At 68.6% G+C, this 23,940-nt stretch carries 30 protein-coding genes and 1 tRNA gene; 14 read left to right on the top strand and 17 right to left on the bottom strand.

Annotated elements, in window-relative coordinates:
- Positions 1-12 precede the first annotated feature (12 nt).
- Positions 13-579, top strand: coding sequence for an NADPH-dependent FMN reductase (locus ACFOYW_RS00605; protein WP_390226609.1), 567 nt, complete (start codon positions 13-15; stop codon positions 577-579).
- Between the two features lie 82 nt (positions 580-661).
- Positions 662-1,195, top strand: coding sequence for an AAA family ATPase (locus ACFOYW_RS00600; RefSeq protein ID WP_390226608.1), 534 nt, complete (start codon positions 662-664; stop codon positions 1,193-1,195).
- A gap of 22 nt (positions 1,196-1,217) precedes the next feature.
- Here the strand turns inward: ACFOYW_RS00600 and ACFOYW_RS00595 are convergent, their stop codons facing one another.
- From ACFOYW_RS00595 to ACFOYW_RS00555, 9 genes are all read right to left on the bottom strand, one after another.
- Positions 1,218-2,183 (bottom strand): squalene cyclase, encoded by a 966-nt coding sequence (locus ACFOYW_RS00595; protein ID WP_390226607.1) that lies wholly within the window; start codon positions 2,181-2,183, stop codon positions 1,218-1,220.
- A 9-nt stretch (positions 2,184-2,192) separates the two neighbouring features.
- A complete protein-coding gene (locus tag ACFOYW_RS00590; protein ID WP_390226606.1) occupies positions 2,193-3,380 on the bottom strand; it encodes a low temperature requirement protein A in 1,188 nt (395 codons plus the stop codon).
- A 60-nt stretch (positions 3,381-3,440) separates the two neighbouring features.
- Positions 3,441-3,533: transfer RNA gene (locus tag ACFOYW_RS00585), tRNA-Ser, on the bottom strand.
- A gap of 314 nt (positions 3,534-3,847) precedes the next feature.
- Positions 3,848-4,489: a DUF6226 family protein gene (locus tag ACFOYW_RS00580; RefSeq protein WP_390226605.1), complete on the bottom strand. Its 642-nt coding sequence runs from the start codon at positions 4,487-4,489 to the stop codon at positions 3,848-3,850.
- Positions 4,490-4,662: 173 nt separating this feature from the next.
- On the bottom strand, positions 4,663-4,851 hold the full coding sequence (locus ACFOYW_RS00575; RefSeq protein ID WP_390226603.1) for a hypothetical protein: 189 nt from the start codon (positions 4,849-4,851) through the stop codon (positions 4,663-4,665).
- On the bottom strand, positions 4,848-6,023 hold the full coding sequence (locus ACFOYW_RS00570) for a hypothetical protein (RefSeq protein WP_390226602.1): 1,176 nt from the start codon (positions 6,021-6,023) through the stop codon (positions 4,848-4,850). The genes ACFOYW_RS00575 and ACFOYW_RS00570 overlap by 4 nt, the downstream gene beginning before the upstream one ends.
- Entirely contained in the window at positions 5,986-6,594 is a 609-nt protein-coding gene (locus ACFOYW_RS00565; RefSeq protein WP_390226601.1) for an RNA polymerase sigma factor, read from the bottom strand. The genes ACFOYW_RS00570 and ACFOYW_RS00565 overlap by 38 nt, the downstream gene beginning before the upstream one ends.
- 46 nt (positions 6,595-6,640) lie before the next feature.
- Positions 6,641-7,006 carry a hypothetical protein gene (locus ACFOYW_RS00560; RefSeq protein WP_390226600.1) on the bottom strand — a complete coding sequence of 122 codons (366 nt, stop codon included), beginning with the start codon at positions 7,004-7,006 and terminating at the stop codon, positions 6,641-6,643.
- A 1-nt stretch (position 7,007) separates the two neighbouring features.
- Positions 7,008-7,310: a hypothetical protein gene (locus tag ACFOYW_RS00555; RefSeq protein ID WP_390226599.1), complete on the bottom strand. Its 303-nt coding sequence runs from the start codon at positions 7,308-7,310 to the stop codon at positions 7,008-7,010.
- 99 nt (positions 7,311-7,409) lie between these two features.
- Here ACFOYW_RS00555 and ACFOYW_RS00550 point away from each other — a divergent pair, with 99 nt between their 5' ends.
- The 5 genes from ACFOYW_RS00550 (at position 7,410) to ACFOYW_RS00530 (ending at position 10,992) form a co-directional block, all read left to right on the top strand.
- Positions 7,410-7,760 (top strand): PadR family transcriptional regulator, encoded by a 351-nt coding sequence (locus ACFOYW_RS00550; RefSeq protein WP_390226598.1) that lies wholly within the window; start codon positions 7,410-7,412, stop codon positions 7,758-7,760.
- Complete coding sequence (locus tag ACFOYW_RS00545) at positions 7,757-8,773, top strand: hypothetical protein (protein WP_390226597.1); 1,017 nt, start codon at positions 7,757-7,759, stop codon at positions 8,771-8,773. The genes ACFOYW_RS00550 and ACFOYW_RS00545 overlap by 4 nt, the downstream gene beginning before the upstream one ends.
- A gap of 231 nt (positions 8,774-9,004) precedes the next feature.
- The gene (locus tag ACFOYW_RS00540; protein WP_390226596.1) at positions 9,005-9,667 is read left to right on the top strand and encodes a hypothetical protein; all 663 of its coding nucleotides are present in this window, start codon (positions 9,005-9,007) and stop codon (positions 9,665-9,667) included.
- Positions 9,664-10,209: an RNA polymerase sigma factor gene (locus ACFOYW_RS00535; protein ID WP_390226595.1), complete on the top strand. Its 546-nt coding sequence runs from the start codon at positions 9,664-9,666 to the stop codon at positions 10,207-10,209. Before ACFOYW_RS00540 ends, ACFOYW_RS00535 begins: the two co-directional genes overlap by 4 nt.
- A gap of 390 nt (positions 10,210-10,599) precedes the next feature.
- Positions 10,600-10,992 (top strand): hypothetical protein, encoded by a 393-nt coding sequence (locus ACFOYW_RS00530; RefSeq protein ID WP_390226594.1) that lies wholly within the window; start codon positions 10,600-10,602, stop codon positions 10,990-10,992.
- A gap of 65 nt (positions 10,993-11,057) precedes the next feature.
- On the opposite strand, the gene ACFOYW_RS00525 is transcribed toward ACFOYW_RS00530, so the two are convergent.
- The 3 genes from ACFOYW_RS00525 to ACFOYW_RS00515 all read right to left on the bottom strand — a co-directional run bounded on the left by ACFOYW_RS00525 (position 11,058) and on the right by ACFOYW_RS00515 (position 12,573).
- Positions 11,058-11,228 carry a hypothetical protein gene (locus ACFOYW_RS00525; RefSeq protein WP_390226593.1) on the bottom strand — a complete coding sequence of 57 codons (171 nt, stop codon included), beginning with the start codon at positions 11,226-11,228 and terminating at the stop codon, positions 11,058-11,060.
- A gap of 67 nt (positions 11,229-11,295) precedes the next feature.
- Complete coding sequence (locus tag ACFOYW_RS00520; RefSeq protein ID WP_390226592.1) at positions 11,296-12,042, bottom strand: hypothetical protein; 747 nt, start codon at positions 12,040-12,042, stop codon at positions 11,296-11,298.
- 18 nt (positions 12,043-12,060) lie between these two features.
- Positions 12,061-12,573 (bottom strand): RNA polymerase sigma factor, encoded by a 513-nt coding sequence (locus tag ACFOYW_RS00515; RefSeq protein ID WP_390226591.1) that lies wholly within the window; start codon positions 12,571-12,573, stop codon positions 12,061-12,063.
- A gap of 395 nt (positions 12,574-12,968) precedes the next feature.
- Between ACFOYW_RS00515 and ACFOYW_RS00510 the strand changes: the two genes are divergently transcribed.
- From ACFOYW_RS00510 to ACFOYW_RS00490, 5 genes are all read left to right on the top strand, one after another.
- Positions 12,969-13,190: a hypothetical protein gene (locus ACFOYW_RS00510; RefSeq protein WP_390226590.1), complete on the top strand. Its 222-nt coding sequence runs from the start codon at positions 12,969-12,971 to the stop codon at positions 13,188-13,190.
- A 287-nt stretch (positions 13,191-13,477) separates the two neighbouring features.
- Positions 13,478-14,149, top strand: coding sequence for a hypothetical protein (locus ACFOYW_RS00505; protein ID WP_390226589.1), 672 nt, complete (start codon positions 13,478-13,480; stop codon positions 14,147-14,149).
- Positions 14,150-14,362, top strand: a complete 213-nt coding sequence (locus ACFOYW_RS00500; protein ID WP_390226588.1) for a helix-turn-helix domain-containing protein — start codon at positions 14,150-14,152, stop codon at positions 14,360-14,362.
- Positions 14,363-14,502: 140 nt separating this feature from the next.
- Positions 14,503-14,862 (top strand): PadR family transcriptional regulator, encoded by a 360-nt coding sequence (locus ACFOYW_RS00495; protein WP_390226587.1) that lies wholly within the window; start codon positions 14,503-14,505, stop codon positions 14,860-14,862.
- Positions 14,863-14,864: 2 nt separating this feature from the next.
- Positions 14,865-15,914, top strand: a complete 1,050-nt coding sequence (locus ACFOYW_RS00490; protein WP_390226585.1) for a hypothetical protein — start codon at positions 14,865-14,867, stop codon at positions 15,912-15,914.
- Positions 15,915-16,406: 492 nt separating this feature from the next.
- Here ACFOYW_RS00490 and ACFOYW_RS00485 read toward each other — a convergent pair whose 3' ends face one another.
- From ACFOYW_RS00485 to ACFOYW_RS00475, 3 genes are all read right to left on the bottom strand, one after another.
- Positions 16,407-17,078: a DUF6036 family nucleotidyltransferase gene (locus ACFOYW_RS00485; protein WP_390226584.1), complete on the bottom strand. Its 672-nt coding sequence runs from the start codon at positions 17,076-17,078 to the stop codon at positions 16,407-16,409.
- Positions 17,075-17,566, bottom strand: a complete 492-nt coding sequence (locus tag ACFOYW_RS00480; protein ID WP_390226582.1) for a hypothetical protein — start codon at positions 17,564-17,566, stop codon at positions 17,075-17,077. The genes ACFOYW_RS00485 and ACFOYW_RS00480 overlap by 4 nt, the downstream gene beginning before the upstream one ends.
- Before the next feature lie 240 nt (positions 17,567-17,806).
- Positions 17,807-18,280 (bottom strand): hypothetical protein, encoded by a 474-nt coding sequence (locus ACFOYW_RS00475; protein WP_390226581.1) that lies wholly within the window; start codon positions 18,278-18,280, stop codon positions 17,807-17,809.
- Between the two features lie 113 nt (positions 18,281-18,393).
- Here ACFOYW_RS00475 and ACFOYW_RS00470 point away from each other — a divergent pair, with 113 nt between their 5' ends.
- A complete protein-coding gene (locus tag ACFOYW_RS00470; RefSeq protein WP_390226580.1) occupies positions 18,394-18,744 on the top strand; it encodes a GntR family transcriptional regulator in 351 nt (116 codons plus the stop codon).
- Positions 18,741-19,739: a hypothetical protein gene (locus ACFOYW_RS00465; protein WP_390226578.1), complete on the top strand. Its 999-nt coding sequence runs from the start codon at positions 18,741-18,743 to the stop codon at positions 19,737-19,739. Before ACFOYW_RS00470 ends, ACFOYW_RS00465 begins: the two co-directional genes overlap by 4 nt.
- A gap of 15 nt (positions 19,740-19,754) precedes the next feature.
- On the opposite strand, the gene ACFOYW_RS00460 is transcribed toward ACFOYW_RS00465, so the two are convergent.
- Both ACFOYW_RS00460 and mobF read right to left on the bottom strand, forming a co-directional pair.
- Entirely contained in the window at positions 19,755-20,306 is a 552-nt protein-coding gene (locus tag ACFOYW_RS00460; RefSeq protein WP_390226577.1) for a PASTA domain-containing protein, read from the bottom strand.
- 18 nt (positions 20,307-20,324) lie between these two features.
- A complete protein-coding gene (gene mobF / locus ACFOYW_RS00455) occupies positions 20,325-23,756 on the bottom strand; it encodes a MobF family relaxase (RefSeq protein ID WP_390226576.1) in 3,432 nt (1,143 codons plus the stop codon).
- Positions 23,757-23,940 lie beyond the last annotated feature (184 nt).

The following is a 23,940-nucleotide window of genomic DNA, read 5'->3' as shown; positions in this document are numbered from 1 at the left end:
AAAGGACAGCGCGTGAGCACACTTCTTGTCATCGTCGCGAGCGTCAGGCCGACCCGCGTCGGGGGAGCGGTCGCCGATTGGGTTCTCGGTCACGCACGGTCCCGTGCGTCCCTCACGATCGAGGTCGCGGACCTGCGCGAGCTGGACCTGCCGATCATGAACGAGCCGAACCACCCGCGGCTGCATGACTACCAGTTCGAGCACACGAAGCGGTGGAGCGAGACTGCGGGCGCGGCCGACGGATTCGTCATCGTCACGCCCGAGTACAACCACAGCATCTCGGGCGCGCTCAAGAACGCGCTGGACTACCTGTACCACGAGTGGCACGGCAAGCCCGTCGGCATCGTGAGCTACGGCGGCCTGTCGGGCGGCACGCGGGCGACCGTCGCTCTGCAGGTGGTGCTCTCGAACTTCGCGATGCTGGGTGTGACGTCGAACGTCGAGATTCCGTGGGTGGCGCAGCGCATCGCGGAGGACGAGACGTTCACGTCCGACGAGCGGCTCGACCGCGCACTGGAGGCGCAGCTCGACGAGCTGGAGGAGCTGCTCACGCGTCTGGGCGACCGCCCCGCGAGCTAGGGCGGCTCATACCGGCAGCTTCGGGCGTTCGACCTCGAACCGGCTGCCGGGTCACGCGGCCGGCGGCCGCTACTGTTGGGCGGTGCCCACTGCGATGTTCGACACCGTGCTGATCAACGGCAGCGTCGGCACCGGAAAGACGACTGCCGCCGAGGGAGTCGGTGTCGCCCTCGAGCAGCTCGGCATTCCCGGCGCGGTCATCGACGTCGACTGGCTGCGCCGATCGTGGCCGGCGCCGCAGGACGATCCGTTCCGGACGGCGCTGGGGCTGGAGAACCTGCAGTCCGTCGCGTCGAACTTCCGGCGTGCCGGCGCGCACGTGCTGGTCGTCGCCACCGTCGTCGAGACGGTCGAGGAACTGCAGCGCAGTAAGGCCGCTCTAGGGTCCAGGACTCTGCTGCATGTTCGACTGACGGCGGACGCGGACGCGGTGCTGTCGCGATTGACCAGGCGACACACCGACGATGAGGCGGCACTTCGGTGGCACGCGCGGCGTCACCCCGAACTGGCGCGGGTTCTGGACCGGGCCGGCTTCGCCGGCGAACTGGTCATCGACACGACTGATCAGCCCGCCACGGCCATCGCCCAGCAGATCGTGACGGCACTCGTCGGGTGACCGCCCGGACGGAACCAGTGACCTACCGGCCGTCCCACCACGTGAGGACGCGTTCGGCGTAGAACGTCAGCCACTTCGACGGCTCGCCGGCATCGACGTCGACCTCGAACCAGACGCGCCCCGGGTGGCGCCGGCCCTGCAGCCATCGCGCGCCCTCCGAGGGTGCGCTGCGCACCGACGCGATTGCGTCGTCCAGCTGGGCATCAGGCGCGGTCCCGTCAAACAGAGCGGCAGCCCGAAAGTAGTCGAGCGCGTGCAGCGTGCTGTAGAAGTGGCGGAACGGGTACGCGAGCCGCGTGACCCACGGTGCGATCAGCGATCCGTCCGAGAGGCGGTACATCAGGCGCCGGGAGAGCAGGTATTCCTCACCGGCGTGCCGTGCCTCGGTGATCTCGGCCGACCCATGGCCGGCCCGCTCGTAGAAGAGCAGGCCCTCGAGCGTGTTCAGCGTCGAGGCCACCGATGAGCGCGTCGCCCCGTCGACCCACTCGCAGTTCCACCCGCCATCAGGCATTTGGTGCTCGACGAACCATGAGGCGAGGTGACGCACGACAACGCCGAGCCACGCGCCGTTCATCAGCGTCCAGGCGTTGATGCAGCAGTCGACCTCGCCCTGCCAGTAGGGCGCGCCGTCGTACTCCCAATGGCTGTTCTCCGCCAGGCGGGCGGCGGTGTCGCCGAGAACGGATGCCGGAACGCCCCATTCCCGCAGCGCGTTCAGCGACCAGGTGGTCGCAGTCCACGGCTGTCCCGCGCCGGGCGCCGTCTCGGGCCCGTGGAAGTCGAAGTCGGCGGGGAAGAACGCGCCGCCCGCCCACTGGCCGTCTGGGTCCTGCAGAGCGAGCAGTCTCGCGCCGAAGCCCTCAGCGGCCACGCGCGCGCGGGTCGCCTCCCAGACGTCGTCGGCCGCGCCGACGAGGTCGCGCTCGACCTGCCAGCGCAGCGCAGGATCGGAATCGAGGAGCCAGTCGCGTTGCCGCTGATCCATGCGGGCAAACTACCTCCGTGTCGCAGCCGGCGCCTCTTCCGTGTCGTCGGCCGAGGCCCGACCGGCGTGGCCGTCGACGATCGCCAGCAGGATCAGCACGACGGTCACCGCGGTCAGCGCTGTCAGCTGGTCGGCGAAGATGGTGAGCGCGCCGACCGCGGCGAGGGCGATCGCGCCGACAGGCCTGGTTCGCCACAGCTTCCCGGTCGTGATCCAGACATAGCAGCCCTGCGCGGCGAGGAAGAGGATCGGTCCGCCGAAGAGCATCAGGTTGGTCACGAGCCCGGCGTCTCCCAGCGGATGAGCGATGACACGCTCGTCGGCGACGGCGATCAGGATGAGGCTCCACACGCCGACCATGAGGGCATAGATCGTGTACCGCCCGAGCAGCTGCGGATCCTGTGAGCTGCGTAATGTTCGCTGGGCCTCGCCTTCCACGCGATGGAAGTACAGCCACCACAACGCGACCGATCCGGCGAGCGCAAGGGTTCCGCTGAGGAGGCTGAGCGGCGACGATCCTGCGCTGACGACGGCTGTCCCCGTCGTCAGGACGGTCTCGCCCAGCGCGATCAGAAAGAACAGGCGGGTGCGCTCCAGCAGATGCTCCCCGGCGAACGCGACGCCGCGCGAGACGAATCGTCTGCCCGGAAGCGGGTGGGCAGCCAGCGATCCCGCGAGGTCGACGAGGGCCGCGATCGCCCAGAGGACGAGGCGGACGCGACCTGAGAGGAAGCCGCCGACGATCCACAGCGGCGCGGTCGCCAGTACCCAGACGAGGTACCGGCGGAAGTGCGCGCGCACCACTGGATCGAGTGGGATCACGATGAGCCAGACGTTGCGACCGATCTGCAGGATCACGAAGACCAGTGCGAAGGCCCACCCGGCCGTGCTGAATGCGCGACTGATCGAGGTGTTCATGAGCAGGCCCAGCCACATCGTGATCAGCAGCATCCACCACACCGGCGCACGCCCCACGTCGGTCAGTGTGATCGCCCAGCTCGTGTGCGACCACACGGTGAACACGGCGAGGTAAAGGATCGCCGTCTGCGCGACGCCTGGCCAGTTCGGATTCTCGAGCAGGTGCGCAGACAGTTGGCTGACCGCGAAGACGTAGACGAGATCGAAGAACAGCTCGACCGGAGTGACGTCGAGCTGCGAGGTGTCTCGCGTGAGCCCGGACAGACCTTTGACCCGCATTCGCCGCCCATCTCGCGACCGGAAGCTCAGACGTCACGTGCTGGGGCCACACGTGAATTGTGGCGGAGACGAAGGGATTTGAACCCTTGGTCCCCAAGAAGGGGACTCCACCTTAGCAGGGTGGTGCACTCGACCGGACTATGCGGTGACTCCGGGGCTGCACCGTCTGGTAGACGGCGGAGTCCCTTGTGTCGACAGGGAAGTCGACCGCTATGTTCGGTGCACGTGTTGCACTCCTCACACGCCAGAATCGGCCCGAAACTACACCCTCGGGAGGCTCGGGGTCACCTGGGGGTCACTTGGCGGTGTTTCCTGAAAACCGCCAAGCGGCGTAAGCGGCGGCGTCTTGTGCTGGCCTCCCCGCGGCGGTAGGTGCCGCATCGCGATGCGTGCTCGACCGTTGCTCGGCGATTCGGATTCTTGGCGCCTCGCGGCGGGTTCGGTCGTTCGTTAGAGTTTGACGAGTCTCACACCGGCCACCATGCAGTGCCCGTGATGACCGGCACCTTCACGGGGCGGCCCGCCAGGGCATTGGAGAAGGTCAGCTCGATTCCGGCAGGAGTGCGACCATTGCCCTCCCACCCGTTGTGGTTCGTGTGCGCGCTCCAGCCGCGTCCTGTCGCGTGCACGAAATTCCCAGCGACCACGGTCAGGTACCGCTCATCGATCGCCGCGAGGAGATCTGCGGAACCGCTGTCGCACGCGTCGCATCCGCAATCCGGTTCCATGCCCAGGTAGATCGGCTCCCGTGCGCCGACGCCGACCGTGATCACGGCGTCGGGCGTCCCCTGGACCTCGCCGCGCACCACGATCAGAGGCAGCGCGCCTACCGTCGTCGGCACGAGCCGCGACGCCGTCGCAGCGCGCGGCACAAACCATCTGCCCGGCACCTCAGCCGGCTCGACCGTCGCCAGGCCAAGACCGACGAGTGCCCGTTCCCACGCGATAGCCCGGGCACCCACGATCCGATATCGCGGCGGGTTCGTCACCCGCGAATACTCCTCATCCAGCACCGACCGTCGATCAGGATGCGGATTCGGCCACGACACGTCAGACGCCGGCAACGCGAAGTACTCCCGGGCAACCGCGGCGAGGGCCTGCTCTTTCACGCAGGCAACGCTACGTGCTGGAACAACACGAGGCCGGACCTTTCAGCGAGGAGTGGTCCGCGAAGCCCCGCGCCCGCGCTCACGCGAGCCGTCAGGCCGGCCAACGCGTTCGGGTCGCGCAGCCCGTGGCTCAACGCGCTGGCGGCATCTGTCGGCCGAGGCCACACTGGCGCTCATGCGGTAGTCAATGAGCTCGCCAGAGGGTCGGCGTCGCTCGCGCCGTGTACCGCGCGGCGACGCCTTGAAGCACCTGCGGCTTCGATGATGTGGGTGAAGTCGAGCGAGCGCGTGGGTGGCAGGGTGATGGCGCTCGGCGTGATCAGCTGGTCCTGATTGTCGGGCGTTGCGGGTTCGGCGTTCATCTGCTGGCCTTCGCAAGGCCTGCCCGAAGGGCTGGCGGCAGCTGTTTGACGATCGATGTCGTCACGGTTGTTGAGATCGTCGGTGTGCCGGCTGGGACGACACCGATGGTCTGCGTGGCGCCGTCGGGCTCGTCGAGGAACGCGTCGAGGCGGGTGACGAGGCCGGTTGAGGTGTTGATGGTGATCTGGTACTCGTTCTGGGTTCCCGCCAGTTCCACCGTGGATGTGGTGTTCGTCGTGGTGAGGAGCTTCACTCCGGGGATGAGGGCGATTGCTTTGAATGCTGCTGCGCGCAGCGGCGCTGGGAGGAGGTCGGAGTTGAGGTCTGCGGCGATCTGGTCGAATGCCATCTCGTTGTCGAAGGCGAGGAGTTGCGGGTCTGTCGTGTTTCCGTAGCCGGCTGGGGCGAGCTGGTGCTGGTAGAAGGCGAGGAGCTTGGCCGGGTCGGTCGGGATCGTGGAGATCTCGACGTTCGCTCCGGCTGGTGTTCCGAGGCTGAACGTGCGGTTGCCGGGCGCTCCGGTAACGGGAAAGAGCCCGCGCGGCAGGTACTGGACGGACTGCGTGTAAGCGTCTTTTGGGTCGGTTTTCTTGGCTTCGGCGATCGCGGAGCGAATGTCCGTTCCGTGTTCGTCGGAGGTCGTCACTGGGGTGGCGTTGTCGTCCTCGATCCAGGTGTCCGATCGGTTGGCGGGAACGTAGACCACCTGCGTACTGTGGCTGATCCAGGAGGCGGTGGAGCCGCGCCGGAACTGGCCGTCGGTGCCGGGGCCTGCCGTTCGCAGTGTCGCCGTGTCCGTCTCGACACGAAGATATTGGCCCGGGGCGGGTGCGGCCGGGACGGATGTGTCGGCGAGCTTGGCTGCGCTGGTGAGCACTTCTGCCGCGTTCGCTGGCGGTATGGCGACGCCGAGTCCGCCGCGGTGGGCTCGGGTGGCGGCCGGGTCGATGCCGACGATGGACGCGGCGACCAGGACGCCGGCTGCCACGGCTGCGACTGCGGTGAGCGCGACCGTCCACCTCGTGCGGAGGCGCGGGCGCCGTCTCATCTGCGGGTGGTGCTGCTCGCCGGCGATGGCCTGCTGCAACCGTGCGAGAGCGGCCGCGGTCGGCGTCGGGGTCGGCGGCTCCACGTCAGAGCGCAGAGTGCGCACCTTCTCCAATACGTCCATCTCGTCCCTCCCTCGCCCGGTTGCTGATCTCTGCTCTTGGCGCGGCGACCGCGAGTTTTCGGCGCACCCGGTTCAGGCGCGATCGCACTGTTCCGATCGGTATCCCGAGTGCCCTGGCGACGCCTTCGTAGTCGAGATCGGCCCACGCGTAGAGGAGCAGGGTGTCCCGATCGCGGGTCGCCAGGGCAGCGATCGCATCGGCCAGGGCGCGCAGCTCACGGGCGGCATCAAGCCGGTCGCCAACGTCCGGCCCAGGGTCGTCGCTCGCGACGAACGCACTCGTCGACGCTTCCAAAAGGCGCAGACTGCGCGCTTCGGCGGCGCGGTGCCGGCGGATGAGCATCGTCGCGACGCCGAAGAGCCACGGCGCTGCGTCCTCGTGTGCCCGATCGAAGCGGGCACGTCGGTGGAAGGCGACGACGAAGGTCTCCGACATGATGTCGTCCGCGGCATCTCTCCCGACGCGCTTGGCCGCATATCGGAAGATGCGATCCGAGTGCCGGTGGAACAACAGCCCGAACATCGCCGGCTCCGTCAGGGAACCGATCACGATGTCTCGATCTGTGCTCACACCTGTACTTCCGCGATCAGCCCGGTTAAGTTCACGAGCCCCGCCGTCACCCGACCAGGGCCGCCACGGCGAACAGTCCGATGTAGGCGGCGAAGCACGCGGCGACTGCCGTCACGAGCCCGGCGGCCATGATCATCAGCCTCATCGGCTGCGTCGGGTAGCGAGCCAACAACGACGTGGTGATCGCAGCCACAACGCCGGCCGGCAGGGTGATGGCGGCCGCGCTGATCGCGGCGACTGGGCCCCAGATGACGCCCGGGGTCCTGATCCAGTAGCACGTGAGAATGGCGGAAGCGACCGCCCAGACGGCAGCCGCGACAAGACTCGACCGGCGTGCGACCGGCGCGCGCCACGTTCGCGGGGCCCGCTTGTTTGTCCTCTGTGACTCGTCGATGTCGAGCTTCATGCTCACTTCAGCCCGTTGAAGATCGCGGCCCACGACGCGCGCGGATTACGCGAACGACGACGGATGTCGCGATCGCGGCTGCGCCGAGCAGCATCAGCGTTTCGCCCACGTGTTGAAGGAGCACGTATCTCGGGCTGAGGAACGCGACCGCCACAAAGGGTGTAGCGCTCGTATACGTCGCGGTGCCGCGGGGAATCGTCCACCCCGCCGTTTGGAAGACCACGACCCCGGCGACGACGAGAATGGCGCCGGCCACCGCGACCCACCAGCGCCGCAACCACGCGGCGACTCGGGAACGGAGCGGCTCCATGCGCTCACGTTACCGGTATCGGTCGATGCTCAGGATGCTGGGCGTGACTCGCTGTCGTCAGACATTGTGATATTCTATGAAATAGAATACTCTCGGCACATGGCATCGAATGAACTGCGCGATCCCGCGCTCTCGATTCTCGGAGTGCTGGCTGGTGGTCGGCGTCACGGCTACGCGATCCTCAAAGAGGCCGAGCAGCTCAGCGACGGCCGCGTCGTTCTGAAGGTGAGCTCGCTCTACGCGTCGCTGGACCGGCTAGAGAAAGACGGCCTGGTCGAGCGCGCCGGAGATGAGATCGCCGACGGGCGCCTGCGGCGCTTCTTCGCGCTGACCGACGCCGGTGCGGAGGCGCTGCGCCGCGAGGCCGAGCGCATGGAAGCGCAGGCCAAGGTCACCCGGGAACGCTTGGCCCTGCGTCGGGCGGCGGCGATCGCGGGCGGTGCGGCATGAGCCGGCAGCTGAGCGCCGAGTTCCGGCGCTGGTCGAGGTGGTACCCGTCGAGCTGGCGCGCGGACAGCGGGGCGGCGATGCTCGGCACCTATCTCGATGTCGCGGATGCTGAGGGCCGTGACCGGCTTGCTTCGCGCGACAAGGCGGCGCTTGTCGCAGGCGGCATCGCGTCGCGCATGGACCTCGTGGTGCCGTCGCGGGTGCGCGACGGTGTCGCCGCGGTCATGCTCCCGCTCCTCGGTATCTACGGCCTCGTGATCGGCCTCGTGTTCGAGTGGGCGCCCTGGGCAGCGTCGACCCGGGCGCACTGGTTCGCACGGGTCTCAGCGGATTTCGGCGGCTCTGTGCGGTTCACGTTCGGTCCGTTCCTCACCCCGATGGTGATCGTCGCGGCGTTCGCCGTCCTCGCGTGGATCACGTGCATGTTCGGACCCGCCTGGCTATACCGCAGCGTCCTGGCAGCGACGGTCGTTGCGGGCCTCGTGGTCACGTGGATGGCCCACTTCGGTGTCGGTGGCTTCCAGGAGCTACGGGCAACTCCGCCGCTGTTCGCCGCGCTGCTCGCGCTCCTCGCGTTGCCCGGCGCGCGTCCGCGGCGGGGATACGTGCTGCTCGGCAGCGTGCTGTGGGAGGCAGCGCTGTTCCTCGCCTCCCACGTCTCCGGTGCGTGGACCCTGCACGACTTCGCCGATGGGACCTCGACGACTACGGACTCCCTGTTCTTCATGGTGATCATCGGGCCGCCAGTCGCCTGGATTGCCGCAGTTCTCGGTCTCGTCGCGGCTCTCGTCCTGGCCGTCGCCCGGCGGCGGAGCCTCGCAGCGATCATCGTGCTGTGCACCCTGCCATGGGCCGCCTACGCCCCGGGCCCTGAGGTGGGAAGCGAATCGCCGCTCATGTGGGCGCCTCTCGCGCTGGGATATCTGGCCGCAGCCGTGATTGCGATCGTCGCCATGCGCGTGTCGCGGCGGAGAATCACGCGTCGCGTCCCAGACCTGCCCATCGGCGGGTGACCACGGTGCGCATGCAAGAGCCCAGCGAGTGGGAAAACTTGGGTCTGCCGCCAGCAGAGCCGCTCGACCTCACCTACCTCCAGGACGCCCCGACCGCGCAGTAGCGCGTTGCCGCGGATTCGTGATGGACAGGGGCCTGGGAGCGCTCTCGCGAAGAAATCTCTTGCCTCTGTCGTCATCGGCGAGCCGGGCGCACAGGTATGAGGTGAGGGCACACCGGAAGGGGCGGCCATGGACGATCTGGACACGCTGCTGCGAGACGGGTTGAGGGCGACTCCGCTCGCAGCAGATGAACTCGAGCTGTTGCGACAGATCAGCGAGCACGCACGCACCGCGGCCCTCCGATCCCGCCGCCGGCGCCGGGCACGCTGGCTCACCGGCGCGTCACTCGCGGTCCTGCTCTGCGGCGGCACCGGCGCTGCAGTGGCAAGCCCGGGCGGGCAAGGAATGCTGCGCGGTGCGGGCATCCTCCCGCCGGTGTTTCCGTCACTGACGGCGGCGTCCGCAGAGCCCACGAATGCCATCACGTGCGCGCCCCAACTGGACGTAGCTCCGGGGGTCTCTCCAAGCAGTGCGGCCACGCAACGGGCGCTCGCTGACGGGCAATCGTGGCTGAACGCTCACGACGTACTCGCCACGGTCATCCCTGCCCACTCACCGATGCCGGCCGTTCCCGCACCTCAGAGCTCGGCTCGGGCTGCCGCGCAGTCGCAGGAGCTGAGCGGCGCCGCGCAGGCGCAGGCCGCAGCCGGCGTCAGCTCCGCGAGCAGCAGCCGGGCCGCAGCGGAGTATGCCGAGCAGGAGCTCGCCGACTTCTTGCGCGGCAAGCACGACAATCCGGCACTCGTCACGATCGAGGACGGCGCCATCAACTGCGAACCGGGCCGCAAGTGAGACGCGACCGCACCGCCGCCGAAGCACGGATGCGCGAAGCGTTCGAGGCGAGCGCCGCCGACCTCTTAGCGTACGCTGAGCGACGCATCGTCCCGCGTGAAGACGCCGCAGACGTGATCAGCGACGCCATGCTCATCGCCTGGCGCAAGGTGCGATCCCTCCCCGGTGACCCCGAGCAGGCGCGCATGTGGCTGTTCGGCGTCGTCAAGAACACGCTCCGAAACCACCGCAGAAGCACCGACGCTCGGGATGCTGCGACCGAGAGGTTGAAGGCGTCGGTGCAGCTCAAGTCCGCAGGCGACCACAGCGAGCAGACGAACACATACCTGGACACGAGAGCCGCACTAGCGACGCTCCCGGATGAACTCGCCGAGCTCGTACGGCTGATCGTCGGCGACGGCTTCACCATCAGCGAGGCAGCGCAACTCATGGGAATCCCTGCGTCCACCGCCAGGTCCCGGTACGCACGAGCACGCGAACTGCTCGCCGCCGCACTCACCATCCACACCCATGTAGACAGCGCCACGGAGGTCCGCCGATGAACGCCACGACCACCATCACACCCGCGGACGTGCAGCTCCCGCCCACCCAGTCGGTCGACCTAACCGACATGATTCTCGCCGCGCTGGACGGCGCTCAGAGGTGATCCGCGTTGAGTTAAGCAAGGCGGCGGGCGACTGCCGACGAGATCCGGCGGATGCCGAAAGGGCAAAGGTGAGCTCGATCTCCTGGACATCGGTCCCGTCGACGAGGCGTTCGCTGCACGTGCCCGCAGCGCCGGCGAGCAGCTGAGCACGATCGCACGAAATGGCGGCTGGCCGTTCGATGCCGACTGGGATGACTGGTTGCCGGACCCGGCGTGGGGAATCGCAAAGCTGCCGGACGGATGGCGAGAGATCGGGTAAGGGTGCACCGGTGCAAGACTTCCTTCCATGTCGCGTCTCGTGACCTTCGCTGAGCTCGACCCACGCTGGACGCCGGCGCATGTCTCGGTGGCCGCGCGACTCGAGCTCGAGCTTGATGATGGCCGTCGCGTGCTCCTCCTCGACGACCGAGGCTGGTCGTCATCGCTCCCGGCGGCCGGGTGGGCTGGGGTTCCGATCGCAGAAATCGAGGCCACCGCGCGCATGGTCGTGGGACCCGATGCCGCATATGACGGTTGGACGGCGGAGCAGATCGCTGACGGTCACTGGGCGACCATCGCTCGGTTAGCTGCGTCGCGCGGCGCGGCGATCACAGGAGACGAGCTTCGCGGGCTTCGGCATGACGTGGTGATCGGACCGCGGCTCAGAGCACTGCGGGCCGAGAGCGCTGCTGGCTGGTAGGCCCCTTGCTTGATGAAGCTGCTGCTTCCTCGATGTTGTTTGATCCCGGCGTCCGATCAGGCGGCCTATGCCGGGCCAGGGCCCTCGCCGCCGTCTTCTGTGCTGTGGATGCGGTCGCGTGGCGGCGCGGTTGGTGGTTGCGGCGCGGTGCTGTCTCGGATGAGCCGGTCGTTGAGTTCGGTCAGGTCGAGCGGCTGTGTCGGCGGGAGGTGAACGTCGGAGGGTGAGACGTTCATGGGCGGCTTCCTTTCGGCTGTTCGCGGATGACGGACGTGACGGAGTGGGCACGTCGACTGGGGTCTGTCAGCTCTTCCAGGGGCTGTAGCTGTTTGCGGCGCACAGCGCGGCTGCGCCGATGTTCGTGGTGTCGAGGTAGACGACGGCGTGGTTGGGTGCGGCCTCGCAGGTGACCAGCGACCCGGGCGTCGGTTGTAGCGGCGGCAGCGTGATGGTGTTGTCGCAGGTGGCGCCGGCGATTGCGGCGGGCCAGGGGTAGCTGCTGCTGATGAAGCTGGTGGTCGCCGAGTAGTGCTCGCCCCCGTTGGTGGAGTTCATGGTGAGCTTGGGGTTCGGGGAGACGTACCAGGCTTTCGGGTATCCGGGGACCTGGATGGTTCCGCAGTACCGCCCGGTGTTCGCAAGGGTCGGCAGTTCTTTCTCGAACGCGGCGAGGAGTCCGGGTACGCCGCCGGTGCACACGACATCGGGGTCCGCTTTCACGTCTGCTTGCAGGGTGACGCCCGGCGCGGATGGCAGCGTGTTGGTGCTCGTGTCGAAGTACTGGTGAGCACCAGCGGTCTGGCTGAGAATGCCGGTGCAGTCCACGCGCAGGAGCCCTGCCGGGATCGCCGGAGGTTGCGGGCGGGTGCTGGCGTAGGCGGCGCCGGCGACCAGACCCCCGCCGAACACCATGAGAGCGGCCGCGCTCAGTGCCGCCCAGCTCAGCCTGCGCCGTCGCGGCGTGGGGTGCGGGCTGAGCCGGTTGAAGACGCGCGGCTGGACGCGCGCGACGCTCTCGGTGATCAGCTCGTCGTCGAGAAACTCGTTCATGCTCGCTCTCCTTGTCTTTCAGTCGTTGTCGTTCAGGGACTCGCGCAGGCTCGCGCGGGCCCGCTGCAGTCGCTTGCGCACTGCGCCCTCTGTGATGCCGAGCTGGGCTGCAGCCTCGCGGTAGCTGTAGCCCTCGATGAGACACAGGTGGCAGATGCGCCGCTCAGTCGGAGACAGGGCACCGAGGGCTTCGGCGATCGCGGCCACTTCGACCGGCCCGCTGGCCACGTCCGGGTGGTTCTCATCCAGGGGCACGGTGGCGCAGCGCGTGCGGTGGCGGGAGGCGTTACGCGCGTGGTTCGCGGCGATCGCCAGCAGCCACGGCAGCAGCGAGGACTCGACTTGCGGCATCTCGCGCCGCTTGCGCCACGCGAGGATGAACGTGTCTTGCAGCACGTCCTCGGCGGTCGGACGATCGCCGAGCTTGGCCCACGCGAACCGCATCACGACCGGCGCGTGCCGCCGGTAGATGACCTCGAACGCCTCGACCGCACCCGATCGGGCCTCCGCGACCAGCGCGGGATCATCCATGTCTCCAAGACCCACTGCATCACCCTTCTACTGATGCAGTGTCAGGACCGGGCCATTCGTGCCAAAACCCACCCACGCAGGTCTGCGGGCCGAGCCGTGTGACGTGCACGGCCAGTGAACACCGCCCCGTGAACAGCGACGTGCGAGTGGTGTTCCACAACGACATGATGGACACCAGCCTGCGGGATGTGTTCGCGTGTCCCCATGCCGGCCCTGCCGCAGTTCGTCACGCCCGGCGACACGCTCAGGTCGTGCGGCAGGTGACTGTGTGCTTCTGGCGCTAACGGCCGGGCGAAGGCACACTGGCACTCGTGAGGTATTGGAGGAGCTCTCCACACGATCGGCGTCGTGCGCGCGCCGTGTATCGCACGGCGACGCCCGCTCGGTCGACGGCTGTGAACGAGGCTGCACTCGACTGGGGTGCTCTTGTGGCTGCGACTTTCGGGGCTGTGGTCGCGGCATACCTGATTGGCGCGTGGCTCGCCGAGACCGTCTGGGGGCCCCGGAACATCCTGCTGCCGGCCACTCTGATCCTCGCGGTCCCGTGTGCGCGGGCGCTGCGGCAACGCAACGTGCTCCGAACGCAGCTGCGCAAGCTGTCCGAATGCACCAGCTGAGTCGGTCGCCGGTCGACGGCGTCTAACCTTGTGGCCTCCGTGCTCATCGTTGCCGGGGGGAGTGCGCATGCTTCAGTACCCGTGGGAATGGGGCACGTGTGGCGTTGGTCGCCCTCTCTGGCCGCGGTCGCGGTTCTGTTTGTCGACGCAGTAGCGGTCCTTGCGGGTTTCCTCGGGGTCACTGTCGGTGCGCGCGGTATCCAAGTGCGTTGTGGCACCTGTCGGCGAGCATCGAGAAGGTGCGCAGGCGTCTGGACGGACATATCGAATATCGATATGGTCTTCGTGTGGATGCTGTTGAAGATGCGGCTCAGCCGCTGCACAAGTCGGGCGCACTGCGGTTCGTGTTCTGGGTGTCTGCCGCGTATCTGGTTGTCGCGGCCATCGAGCTGTCGAGTTCGGTCGCGGGACTGGTCTCGGATCTTCGGCACCGGGTAGCGGGGATCGCCTGGTCGTGGGACCCGGCGTTCCCAGTGGTCCAGCCCTCGGGCAACCACTTCGCCGGTGGGCCGTATCTCGTGCCGGGGAGCACCGCGATGTTCACGCAGGTGGCCGGGACGGTAGCGAACATTCCGGCGGCCGCGATCATCAGCCGCACCGCGGGAGACGTGGTGGGGACCCTCACGGGCGCCGGAATAGCCGCATGCCTGCTTGTGCTGATGAGCCGGGTCGCCGCCGGTGCTCCTTTTGCTCGCTCCTCGCAGGTCGCGCTGCTGTGGCTCGCCGGGGTGGTGCTTGTCGGGTTCGAGTTGGGAACCATCTTGCATGGGATCGCGTCCGCGATGGTCACCGAGGTGATGATGGGCGCACCGAAGACGCCGGACGGCGCGTTCTTCTCGTCCTCGGACGTCAGCGTTCTCACTCTGTGGCCGGTCTACGTCGCAATGGCCCTGGTCGGCCTCGCCGCCGTCTTCCGAGTGGGGGCGGCGTACCGGGCCGACAGCGACGGCCTCGTTTAGATGAGCGCGGTTCACTGCAGGCTTGGCGAGCTGCTGAGCGAGCGCGGGATGACGCTCGCCGAGTTATCGGCCCGCGCAGGCGTGAGCGTGGTCAACCTGTCCGTGCTCAAGAACGATCGCGCGAAGGCCATCCGGTTCAGCACCCTGGAAGCGATCTGCGACGTGCTCGACTGCGAGGTCGGCGACGTGCTGGTGGTCGGCCGCGGCCGCTGAATCCTCTGGTGCGGTCCTGCCGGCTTCGCCGGCGTCGTCCTTCTCGCCTTGGCGTCTACATGAGGACACCGACATCGTTTGCGTCTTGCGCGGTAATACGGTGTGCGTAGTAGTGTGTGGTGGAGAGGACGGGAGGTCCGATGGATTCCACGCAGCTGTTGAAGGGGGTGCTGGACATGGCGGTGCTCGCTGTCATCCAGGAGGAAGACGGGTATGGGTATGACGTCGTGCGGCGCCTACGGGATGCGGGGTTCGACGACATCGGAGACGCGTCGGTATACGGCACGCTGCGGCGGCTCTACTCGGCTGGTGCGCTCTCGACGTATGTGGTGCCGTCGGATGACGGCCCGCATCGCAAGTACTACGGGATCAACTCCGAAGGTCGGGCTCTGCTGACACAGCAGGTGGAGACCTGGGGGCGTTTCTCGCAGACCGTGTCCCGGTTGATCACTGCGCCGCGGCCGGCGGCCGTGCGTGCTCGCGCGGTGGGGGAGAAGTGATCATGATCGTCGCTGGTGCCACGCGAGAGTCCGCAGGAGCGTTCGCGGCCGCCGTGCGGGAAGCGCTCTCAGACCTTCCGACAGACGAGATCGACGAGCTCACCGACGGGCTTGAGGCGGATCTCGTCGAGCGGGCAGAAGAGTCCGGTGGGACGAGCACGTTCGGGGACCCGGTCGCCTACGCCGAGGAGCTGCGCAGTGCCGCCGGTCTGCCGCCCCGCGGTGGGCCCAGCACCGAAAGACGTTTCGTTGGAGAGGAGATCGCGCGGCTCCTTGCAGCAGGCGTGAAGGGGGTGCGTGCCAACCCGGCCGGGGCGTGGCTGCTGGATCTTCTCGTGGCACTCAGGCCGGTGTGGTGGGTGCTGCGCGGCTGGACCGTCTACCAGGTCGTGATCCTCGTCGCCACCGGACGCAGTACTGGCGTCGTTCCCATCGATCCGCAGCTGGTCGGCTCGACGAAGCTCGCCGGGTGGGTGCTCCTCCTCGCGTGCGTGCTGGTCAGCGTGCAGTGGGGCCGCGGGAGGTGGCTGCCGTGGCGTTGGCTGCGTGTTCTCTTGATCGCTTCGAGCATCGGCACGGTCCTCGCGTTCATCCCGGTCTGCTACGCCGCGATCAATGGCACGGAGACGGCGGCAGAGGTCAACTCGGCCTCGAGTTCATCCATCGTCCCGCAGGGGCTCTATGACAACGGGAACGAGGTCTACAACATCTACGCCTACGGCGCCGACGGAAAGCCCCTCTCAGACGTGCGACTCTTCGATCAGGACGGCCACGCCCTGCAAACCAACCCCGATCCGGACGCGAACACCACATTCGATGGGACCACCGCGAACGGTCAGACGTTGACCCTGGAGCCGAGCCAGCGCGCCGACGGCGTCACCGCCTGGCAGGTCTACCCCCTGCAGTCGGATGGCAGCTCGAGTGTGACCGCACCGTTCACTCAGGTGCAGCCACTGCTCCCGACCTCACCTGACGCGGCAGCAACACCAAGCCCGGAGCCATCAGCATCCATGAATAGCTCCGCGACGCCCTCGCCAGATACGAGCCGGTAGACCGAGCGAGGAGCATCGATCACGCTATGGACATCTCGCCCGCGGACACTAGCCTGCCGCCGACGCAGCCGCTGGACCTCACTGAACTCAATGACTGGCTCGTCGCCAAGAAGACACTAGACGTCGCGTCAGATGTCATGAAGTAAGTCTGTGAGGCTGCTCGACTCGGCTCTCGGAGGCGCCAGATCCACGACGTCCACAAATCAGACGAACAACGATTGACGCCCTGACGAGACGGACCCTGATCAGCATCAGCGTGTCACCCAGCCGCCACAAGAACTCGTACCAGGGACCGAAGAACGCGAGGGCAAGCTATGGCGCAGTGCTCGCATGCGTGGCCGGGGCGTTGGGGAGCCTCTCTGGCCGTCTGAAAACCACGACCCCGGCCAGACGAGATCGCGATTCTCGACCGCGATTCAACAGCGCCACAGTCACCGAAGCTGCGACACCGTGGTGAGGAGCCTGTCTCGGCGTGTCCTTGGGGTGAGCGCTTCAGCGTCCGATCACGGGTGGCTCGTAGCCGTCCGGACCGCCTGAGCCGAGACCGAACGACTCGGGTGGCGAGAGCTTGGACCTGCGCGCTTCCAGCGCCTGTATCAGGCGCGGATCTACCTGCGGCCCGCGCTCTTGTGCGGCGGCTCGCTCGGCAACGTCCTGCACGATGTAGCGATGTCTTGGCAATAGGAGACCGGGCGGGTAGATGCGCATGAGCAGCTCGACGCCTTCCTCTGCGGTCGTGTAGCCGGCTCGCTGGAACAGGGTGGCGGCGTCGTCGAGATCACGTTCGTCGCGGGAGGCGTGCAGCTTCATCGCCAGCAGGTACTCGGGTGAGGCGACCTGCACTAACAGCGACTCGGACTCGAACACGGTGACCGGGTGCTCGTCCGGGCCGGGCAGGAATCCCTTCGCGGCGTCGTTGAGCCAGTCTGGTTCCAGCCCATGCTCGGCGCCGATCGCCTCGGCGGCCTGCCGGACCTGGGGTGCCGGGATGAACAAAGCGTCCACATCGCGCGTAAGGCGCCCCGGCTCGTAGGCGAGTGCCATGGCCGCCCCTCCGACGACGAAGAGCTGCGCGTGCGTCCCCGTCAGGGCGAGTCGCTCGGAGAGCTCCTGAAACAGGGCGCGCACGCCTGCGGCATCGAGTTCTGCGCCGCGTTCGCTCATGCCCTGGCCAGAGACCGCCCGGTAATGAAGATGCCGCGCTGCCGGAAGGCCCGCGGGCTTTCCTGTTGGGCCTCGGTCTTGAAGATGGCCGGCACGGCTGGGAACCATCGGCTCGTTCGGCGTGTCGGGTCCAGCGCCCAGGTAGGCACCTGCCAGCCATCGCGCTCTGCAAGGTAGTCGGCCAGCGCCGCGAACGCCGCGTCGACCTGCACAGAACCGGTATATGCAGGCTCGTCGGCGAAGACGCCGCTGGCGAGCGCAGCCCCGCCGCGGCGGAAAGTCGAGGTGTAATCGTCAAGGGTCTGGAGGATGCCGAAGCGCCAAGCCGCCTCGACAGTGTCGCCAGCAGTCAGGAGCGCGGCGCAGCGGGCCGCATTGCCGGCGGCCGTGTGGCGCACGCCGATGCCGGCACCCGGCGTCACAGAGGAGGCCGTTCGGGCACGCTCCAGAAGCGCAGCGATCGGCAGCACCTCGCCCTGAAACACCATGGCCGCCTCCCTCGCTCGATTCCCATTCTCCCAGAGCCACCGTGAAAAGTCCCGAGCCGCGGGCCACGCGCCCGGCTTCCCGTCGCGCTAGGGGCCACAGCGCCCGCGTTCGAGGCTCTGGCTCCGCGTGTGTCGAGCTGCACAGTTTCAGCTTTGGGAGCGGGCTGGGCTTGTTCCTCAGCGGGTAGTTCGACTTCGGTCCGGTCTCGCGGACTCTCACCCAGGGCAGCACCGGACCGCTCAGGCTACCGTGGCCGCGGCTCGTCTCACCATCTCGGTAGTCGCGTCGGGGTCGTCGACTTCGATGACGAGGTAGCTCAACGGGTTGTCCGCCACGTCGATGACCACCGCGTGGTCTCCATACCGGTACAGCCACCATGATCGTTCCCCGCTGCCGCGCATGTAACCGGCCCGGATTCTCCCTAAAACTCCGGTCCCGCCGACCCGCAGGCTCACCGGGTGAGAGGAGCAGGGATCGGGGTCCGGGTGGCAGCCGACAATGTTGCGCAACGGGATCTCGATGTGTCCTGCCAAGGCCAAGACCTTCCAGGCGCCCCGGGGGGTGACGACCAGCACGCCGTCCCTGATCGCGACGTCGGCGATTCCCGGCGCCTCGGACCGTGCACGGCGGGCGGAGATGACGAACCACCAGATGAGCCCCAGGACACCGAGCGCAACGCCGAGCCCGATCAGGGCCCCGCCGAAGGTGTGCATCCTGCCACGATATGCGCGACCGTTGCGGGAGACACCCTCCTCCGCGCCCCCCGCGGCTCTTCCCATGAGGGTCAGGGTTGAGCAGCACCTGTTATTCGCATAGTGTGCGAACTATGCTGATCCGGTTGTCTGAGGCGTCGCCGGCGACGTTCGCCGAGCAGATCGCCGCGCAGGTTCGCATGGGTGTCGCCCGGGGGGAGATCACGCGTGGTGAGCGTCTTCCTGCCGCGCGGGAGTTGGCGGCGTCGTTGGGTGTGAACATGCATACGGTGCTGCGGGCCTATGACGCGTTGCGGGAGGCGGGGGTGATCGATCTGCGCCGCGGGCGCGGGGCAGTCGTCGTGGACGGGAATCTGCCGGAGGTGCGGTCCGTGCTGGAGTCGGCGGCGGCGTTGGTCTCTGAGGCCGCATCCGCGGGCCTCAGCTCGGCGGAGCTGTCGTCGTTGATCAGGGGGATGGCGTGAACACGATGAGTGGGGGAAGCGTGCGGAGTGGCTACTGGGCGGTTCGTGAGGTCGGCGCGGGGATCCTTGCGGTCCTGCCGCCGGCGGGCCTCGCTGCCGCGGCGATCACCCTTGCCCCGCATCTCGGGTCGAAGATGGCCTCGCACTGGTCCGGCGGCTCGGCCCGGCCGGACGGGTTCGCCTCGACCTGGGGATCGTTCTGGGTCTATACATCGATCACCGTGGTGCTGTTCGTCGTCGCGGTCATCGGGATCGTCCTCGTGCGCCGGGCCGCCTGGTCTCGGGTGTGGGCGGCGATCGCCACGGTCGTCGGCGGGCTCACCGCATTCGCGTGGGCGGGCCCGGCCTGGGCGACCGCCGCCGCCGACCGCCCGGAAGACGCCGTCCTGGGATTCAAGCTGCTGCTGCTGATCGGTGCCGTCGTCGTCGGCGCGGGCATCTATCTGCTGCTGCCGGCCGCTCCCGCTCCGAGCACCCGGCAGGCGGTGCGCCCACACCTCCCGGTAGCCGACGGGGAGCGCGTGGCCTGGTCCGGCGTCATCATCAGCCGCAGCCTGGAGTCCGCGATCGGTCTGCTTGCCGCGATTTTCCTGGGAACGCTTGTCCTCGCGCTCGTCACCCGGCAGGGCGGGACGTGGACCGCCGTCATCGTGCTGTTCCTCGCCACACTCTCGGCACTCCTGATCGCACCGGTGCGGTTGACCGTCGACCAGCGCGGCATCCGCCTCGTCTCCGTGCTGCTGCGCGTGCCCCTGATCCGCGTCAAGCTCGCGAACATCGACACCGTCACCGCAGACACCATCAACCCGGCCAGCTGGGGCGGCTGGGGGTACCGCGTCGGACCCGCCGGCATTGCCTACGTCGCACGTCGCGGCCCCGGCATCGTGATCACCCGCCGCACCGGCGGTGCCATCGCGATCACCGTCGACCACCCCGAGCAGCCCGCAGCCGCCGCCAACGGCCTCATCAGCACCCTTCCCGCTCCCCGCCGGTGAGTGGGCTCCGCGAGATCACCATCCAGGCAAACCGAGCCAACACCTTGCTGCTCTAGTCGAAGGGGTCGAAGGGTCGTTGAATGCCGAAGCCCATGCGCGCAGGTGGGTGCTGAGCTGCGCGCTTACCGGGTGGCCGGCAGCATCAACGAGACCGTGCTCGACCCAGATCGGAAGCCGATGCTGTGCTCGTTCGCGAGCCGGATCTCGCGCATCACGCGCCGCCTCGTCATCGGCCAGATCGACGTGCTGCTCGGTCTCGGGCGTCGCATGCGCGGCGTCGACCGGCAGCACCGGCAGCGGGACCGCAGGCTCCCGGTCGCCGTCATCGCCGTGCTTGATGATCTGGACGCGCACCGAGTCATGTTCGTGTAACTGCACGCCGGGTGCTGGTTCCTGCGAGACGATGTAGTAGAGGCCGGGCCATGCCAGCGCGCCGATCGGCGGCCCGTCAGGGTCCGGGTTCGCCAGCGTCACTCCGGCATCGCGCGCGGCGTCGCGGCCGACGTGGAACGGCAGTCCCACCACGTCGGGAACGGTGACGATGCGCCGCGTGCTGCGATCGGCCATGCCCCGATGGTAGGCCGGTTACCGGCCGAGGCCGCGGCCGGGTGGCAGCGGCCCCCGGTCCGGCTCACGCTGGGTGACGTCGTGGAGCTGCGCGGCGCGGGCCGTGCGTTCGGCCAGGGCGTGCTCGGCCGCTTCGCGCCGGGCCTGCTCCTGGGCAGCACGGGTGCGCAGCAGCGTCGCGGCCTGGGCCGGCGGCAGGGTCTGGATCGCGGTCAGGTCGCGGCGGAGCGCTTCGGCGCGATCCCGCCAACTCGTCGCCTGGGCGCGCGCGGTGCGCGGTGTCGGCTCACCGTCCAGGCGTCCGCGAAGCTCCGCGCGCTCCGACGCGTGCCGGGCGGCGAGGCGCCGCTCGTCCTGTAGGGCGTCGTCGGCGCGCCCTTGTCCCTCGGTCACGCGCGGGTCGGTGCCGGCCTCGGTCTCGGCGACCAAGGCGGCCCATGCCGGCACGCCGGCCGGTGTCTCGGGGAGTCGGTCCCAGCGCTGCCGTGCGGCGGTCTCGATGGTGTGCTGCTCGGCGGTCGCGGCGCTGAGAGCGCGCGCCGCGGCGCGCTTGCGCAGCCCGCGCGCGCTCCGCTGGGCGTCAGAGGCGGCCCACACCTGCTGCCGTGCGGTCAAGTAGGCGGTCCCGTCGGCGGTGGCCTGCCCGATCAGTGGTCCGATCACCTCGGCACGCACCTGCGACGCCGCTGCCTCCGCCGTGGTCGTGATCGCGTGCTGCTCGTCGAACTCGGTGCGGTGGCGCCGGGCCTGGTCGTCCAGCGCGGTGACGATGCGCTGCCACTTGTCGGCTTCGTGGTCGGCGCGCTCGAGGCGCTGGGCCAGTCGGGTGCGCTCGATGTTCACGTATCGGACCGGCCCGTCAGCGGCCAGGCCCGCGATGGCGTCGTGGGCGGCCTGGGTGGCGACGGTCAGGCCGCGGTCGGCGCGGTCGCGGTCGAGCGCGAGAGTGAACTGCTCGCGGGCGTCGTCGAGGCCGGCGGCGACGATGTGGAGTCGGTTCGTGTCGCGGCCTCGGGTGAGGCCGACGTAGACGCCGGAGGCGTCGAGCGCGTCGGACAGGAGCGCGTGCGAGGCGGGGACGGTGGTGCCCTGGACGCCGTAGGCGGTGGATGCGTAGGCGAGGTGGGTGTGCTCGGTGACGTACTCGGCGGGCAGGCGCACGGTGCGCTGCCGTTTCCGCCCCGTTGCCTGCTCGCTGGCCCACACGGTCCCGTCCTGTCCGACGGCCTGCACGGTCCAGGTCTGCCGGTTGGCGACCTGCACGTCGGCGTCGTTGCGGCGGGTCTGGATCACATCCCCGGCCCCGATCGGCAGGCCGTCGCTGCCGAACGTCGTGCGCTCATCGTCGACGAGGCCGGCGCTCACTCGGCGGATGCGGATGCGTTCGTTGAGGTCACGGGCGTCGTCGTTGGTCCCCACCGTGATCGCCTCCCCGCCGTGCGCATCGCCGGCGATGGCGTCCTGGGCGTCCTCGACGCTGCCGTGGAGGACGATCAGCCCAAGCTCTTGGAGCCGGTCGAACAGGGCGGCCGGGTGCTCGCCGCGGCGCAGCTGCACGGTGAGGGCGGCGTAGTCGGGGTCGGTGAAGCGGTGGACGGTGGTCATGTCGTAGACGCGACCCGCGAGCTGCGCGGCGATGTCCAGGACGCCGCCGCGGCCGACTGCGGCCAGCTGCGCCCGGTCCCCGACCAGCGCCAGGGACGCGCCGGTCTCGTCGGCGACGCTCAGCAGGGCCAGGGCGGTGTCCTGGTCGAGCATCCCGACCTCGTCGACCACGACCCGCTCGCCCGTGACGAGCTGCGCGGCCGCGGACGGTCCGGTATAAGTCGCACCCGTGGTGGGGTCGGCGTCGCCAGGGGCGAGCCGGGACCAGACACCGTCCGCGTTCCACCGCCAGCCGTACTCGTGGACAAGCTTCGCGACCGAGTCAGTGGGCACTCCGAGCTCGGTCGCGGCGACGTCAGCGGCCTGCTTCGTCGGCGTCACTACCCGCACCGCCCGTCCGTGACGTGCAGCGGTGGCGATCGCGGCGCCGAGCATCGTGGTCTTGCCTGCCCCGGCCGCCCCTTCGACCACCACGAGCGGGTCGGTGCCGGCGATCACCGCGGCGGCCTGCGCCTGCTCGGCGTCCAGGCCGCCGGCGTGCAACAGCCGCATCGGTTCCGGGGTTGCATCGCTGGCGGCGGTTGCGCGTGTTGCGAACCGGCCGCGCAGCTGCGTCTCGATGGCGATGACGTGCAACGAGGTCAGATGCGCAACATGCTCCGGCGTCGGTGCGCCGGGCGGCAGCACCGAGAGGCAATCCTGCGCCGCAAGCCGGGTCGCCAGCGTCACGAGGTCACGCAACTCGGCCGGGGCGGCGCACACCGCGGCCTCGGTGAGGAGGCGCGTGGCGTGCTCCTGGATGGTGTGCACCGTCCAGGCCGAGGCGCCGGCCGCGCAACGATCGAGGGCGCGCGACGCGAGCTGTTGCACGCTCACGTCGTCGAGCGACACCGCGGGCCGCACCGCAACCCGTGGCAGGTCCGGTCGCCAGCCGGCGTCCTCGAGCTCGGCGCACCAGCCGGCCTCACTGCCCAGCCGGGAGGGCTTCTTGTGCGGTCGCTCGTGATCCCACGCCTTGGCTTGCAGCCGGGCCCGCACCACCGGGCCCGGTTCCTCGCCCGGGTGCGCCTGCTCCCATTGCGCCTCGAACATCGCCAGGTTGCGCTCCACCTGCGCGGCACGCTTCGACATCACCGCGTTGAACGGCTGCAACTCCGCGACTTCTCCGGTCACCGGGTCGAGTGTCAGGCCGTGGACATCGAGCACCTGGGCGAGCTGCGGGTGCGCGGTGATGACCGCGGTGCCCAGGGCCCGGATCGCGCCCTGCTGCTTGAACAGAGCGCCGGTGTCGAGTCCCCGCCAAGCGCCGGCCGCCCAGACTCGGGTGCCGATCTGGAAGTGGATGTGTCGGTGCGGGTCACCGGCGCGGGAAGTCTTGTGGGAGACGGCGACCGTCTCCAGCTGCTCGACCGGCACCACCTCCTGCCGCCCGCGCGGCCCGACCCTCGTCACACTGTGCTGGCCCAGCCACGAGCGGATCTCTCGCATCGCATCCCGCTGCGCGACGTCCAGCGCCTCCGAGACCTCCGGGTGCACGGCTGCCGCGATCGACAGCGACTTCGGCACGTTCACAACCATCTCCGCGAACCGCGGCGAACCCCGGCGGCCGTCCCCTGGCAGACGGGGAGTGCCCATCGACTCGCTTGTGAGCGGGTTCACCCAGTCCACCCACTGCGCATACTCATCAGCCGTCAGCGCACCCTCACCGATCACCACGCCGCTGCCATCGACCGCAGTGAACTCCGCTAAAGCAGTCCCGCCCTCTAGGTAGTAGTCATCGGCGCGCGAGCGATCCGACTCCAGGTAGCGGCGCGCGTCCGCGCCGGAGTCCCGGAACAAGATCACGCCGCCATGCATCGCCGCCTCCGAAGCAGATCAGATAACTGCAACTATCGTAGGTAGCATACGTCCATTCTCTAGCGGGGTGTGATGTCTCAGCAGATAGGTGACAGTTCTGCATCAGGACATCGGTAACACTTCATGTCTCAGGACATCGGTGACGGTTCTGTGGGGCTGGTCTGGAAGGTCG

Origin of the sequence: Gryllotalpicola reticulitermitis (genome assembly GCF_042651345.1) — a bacterium.
Classification (GTDB): Bacteria; Actinomycetota; Actinomycetes; order Actinomycetales; family Microbacteriaceae; genus Gryllotalpicola; species Gryllotalpicola reticulitermitis.
The sequence above is the reverse complement of the archived record's forward strand: the minus strand, read 5'-3'. Positions and strand labels throughout refer to the sequence as shown.

Excerpts from the sequence above, each read along its gene's own strand:
- ACFOYW_RS00595 (WP_390226607.1), bottom strand. The coding sequence starts at position 2,183 with ATGGATCAGCGGCAACGCGACTGGCTCCTCGATTCCGATCCTGCGCTG.
- ACFOYW_RS00590 (WP_390226606.1), bottom strand. The coding sequence starts at position 3,380 with ATGCGGGTCAAAGGTCTGTCCGGGCTCACGCGAGACACCTCGCAGCTC.
- ACFOYW_RS00575 (WP_390226603.1), bottom strand. The coding sequence starts at position 4,851 with ATGAACGCCGAACCCGCAACGCCCGACAATCAGGACCAGCTGATCACG.
- ACFOYW_RS00570 (WP_390226602.1), bottom strand. The coding sequence starts at position 6,023 with ATGGACGTATTGGAGAAGGTGCGCACTCTGCGCTCTGACGTGGAGCCG.
- ACFOYW_RS00555 (WP_390226599.1), bottom strand. The coding sequence starts at position 7,310 with ATGGAGCCGCTCCGTTCCCGAGTCGCCGCGTGGTTGCGGCGCTGGTGG.
- ACFOYW_RS00550 (WP_390226598.1), top strand. The coding sequence starts at position 7,410 with ATGGCATCGAATGAACTGCGCGATCCCGCGCTCTCGATTCTCGGAGTG.
- ACFOYW_RS00545 (WP_390226597.1), top strand. The coding sequence starts at position 7,757 with ATGAGCCGGCAGCTGAGCGCCGAGTTCCGGCGCTGGTCGAGGTGGTAC.
- ACFOYW_RS00540 (WP_390226596.1), top strand. The coding sequence starts at position 9,005 with ATGGACGATCTGGACACGCTGCTGCGAGACGGGTTGAGGGCGACTCCG.
- ACFOYW_RS00530 (WP_390226594.1), top strand. The coding sequence starts at position 10,600 with ATGTCGCGTCTCGTGACCTTCGCTGAGCTCGACCCACGCTGGACGCCG.
- ACFOYW_RS00525 (WP_390226593.1), bottom strand. The coding sequence starts at position 11,228 with ATGAACGTCTCACCCTCCGACGTTCACCTCCCGCCGACACAGCCGCTC.
- ACFOYW_RS00520 (WP_390226592.1), bottom strand. The coding sequence starts at position 12,042 with ATGAACGAGTTTCTCGACGACGAGCTGATCACCGAGAGCGTCGCGCGC.
- ACFOYW_RS00515 (WP_390226591.1), bottom strand. The coding sequence starts at position 12,573 with ATGGATGATCCCGCGCTGGTCGCGGAGGCCCGATCGGGTGCGGTCGAG.
- ACFOYW_RS00500 (WP_390226588.1), top strand. The coding sequence starts at position 14,150 with ATGAGCGCGGTTCACTGCAGGCTTGGCGAGCTGCTGAGCGAGCGCGGG.
- ACFOYW_RS00495 (WP_390226587.1), top strand. The coding sequence starts at position 14,503 with ATGGATTCCACGCAGCTGTTGAAGGGGGTGCTGGACATGGCGGTGCTC.
- ACFOYW_RS00490 (WP_390226585.1), top strand. The coding sequence starts at position 14,865 with ATGATCGTCGCTGGTGCCACGCGAGAGTCCGCAGGAGCGTTCGCGGCC.
- ACFOYW_RS00485 (WP_390226584.1), bottom strand. The coding sequence starts at position 17,078 with ATGAGCGAACGCGGCGCAGAACTCGATGCCGCAGGCGTGCGCGCCCTG.
- ACFOYW_RS00480 (WP_390226582.1), bottom strand. The coding sequence starts at position 17,566 with ATGGTGTTTCAGGGCGAGGTGCTGCCGATCGCTGCGCTTCTGGAGCGT.
- ACFOYW_RS00475 (WP_390226581.1), bottom strand. The coding sequence starts at position 18,280 with ATGCACACCTTCGGCGGGGCCCTGATCGGGCTCGGCGTTGCGCTCGGT.
- ACFOYW_RS00470 (WP_390226580.1), top strand. The coding sequence starts at position 18,394 with ATGCTGATCCGGTTGTCTGAGGCGTCGCCGGCGACGTTCGCCGAGCAG.
- ACFOYW_RS00460 (WP_390226577.1), bottom strand. The coding sequence starts at position 20,306 with ATGGCCGATCGCAGCACGCGGCGCATCGTCACCGTTCCCGACGTGGTG.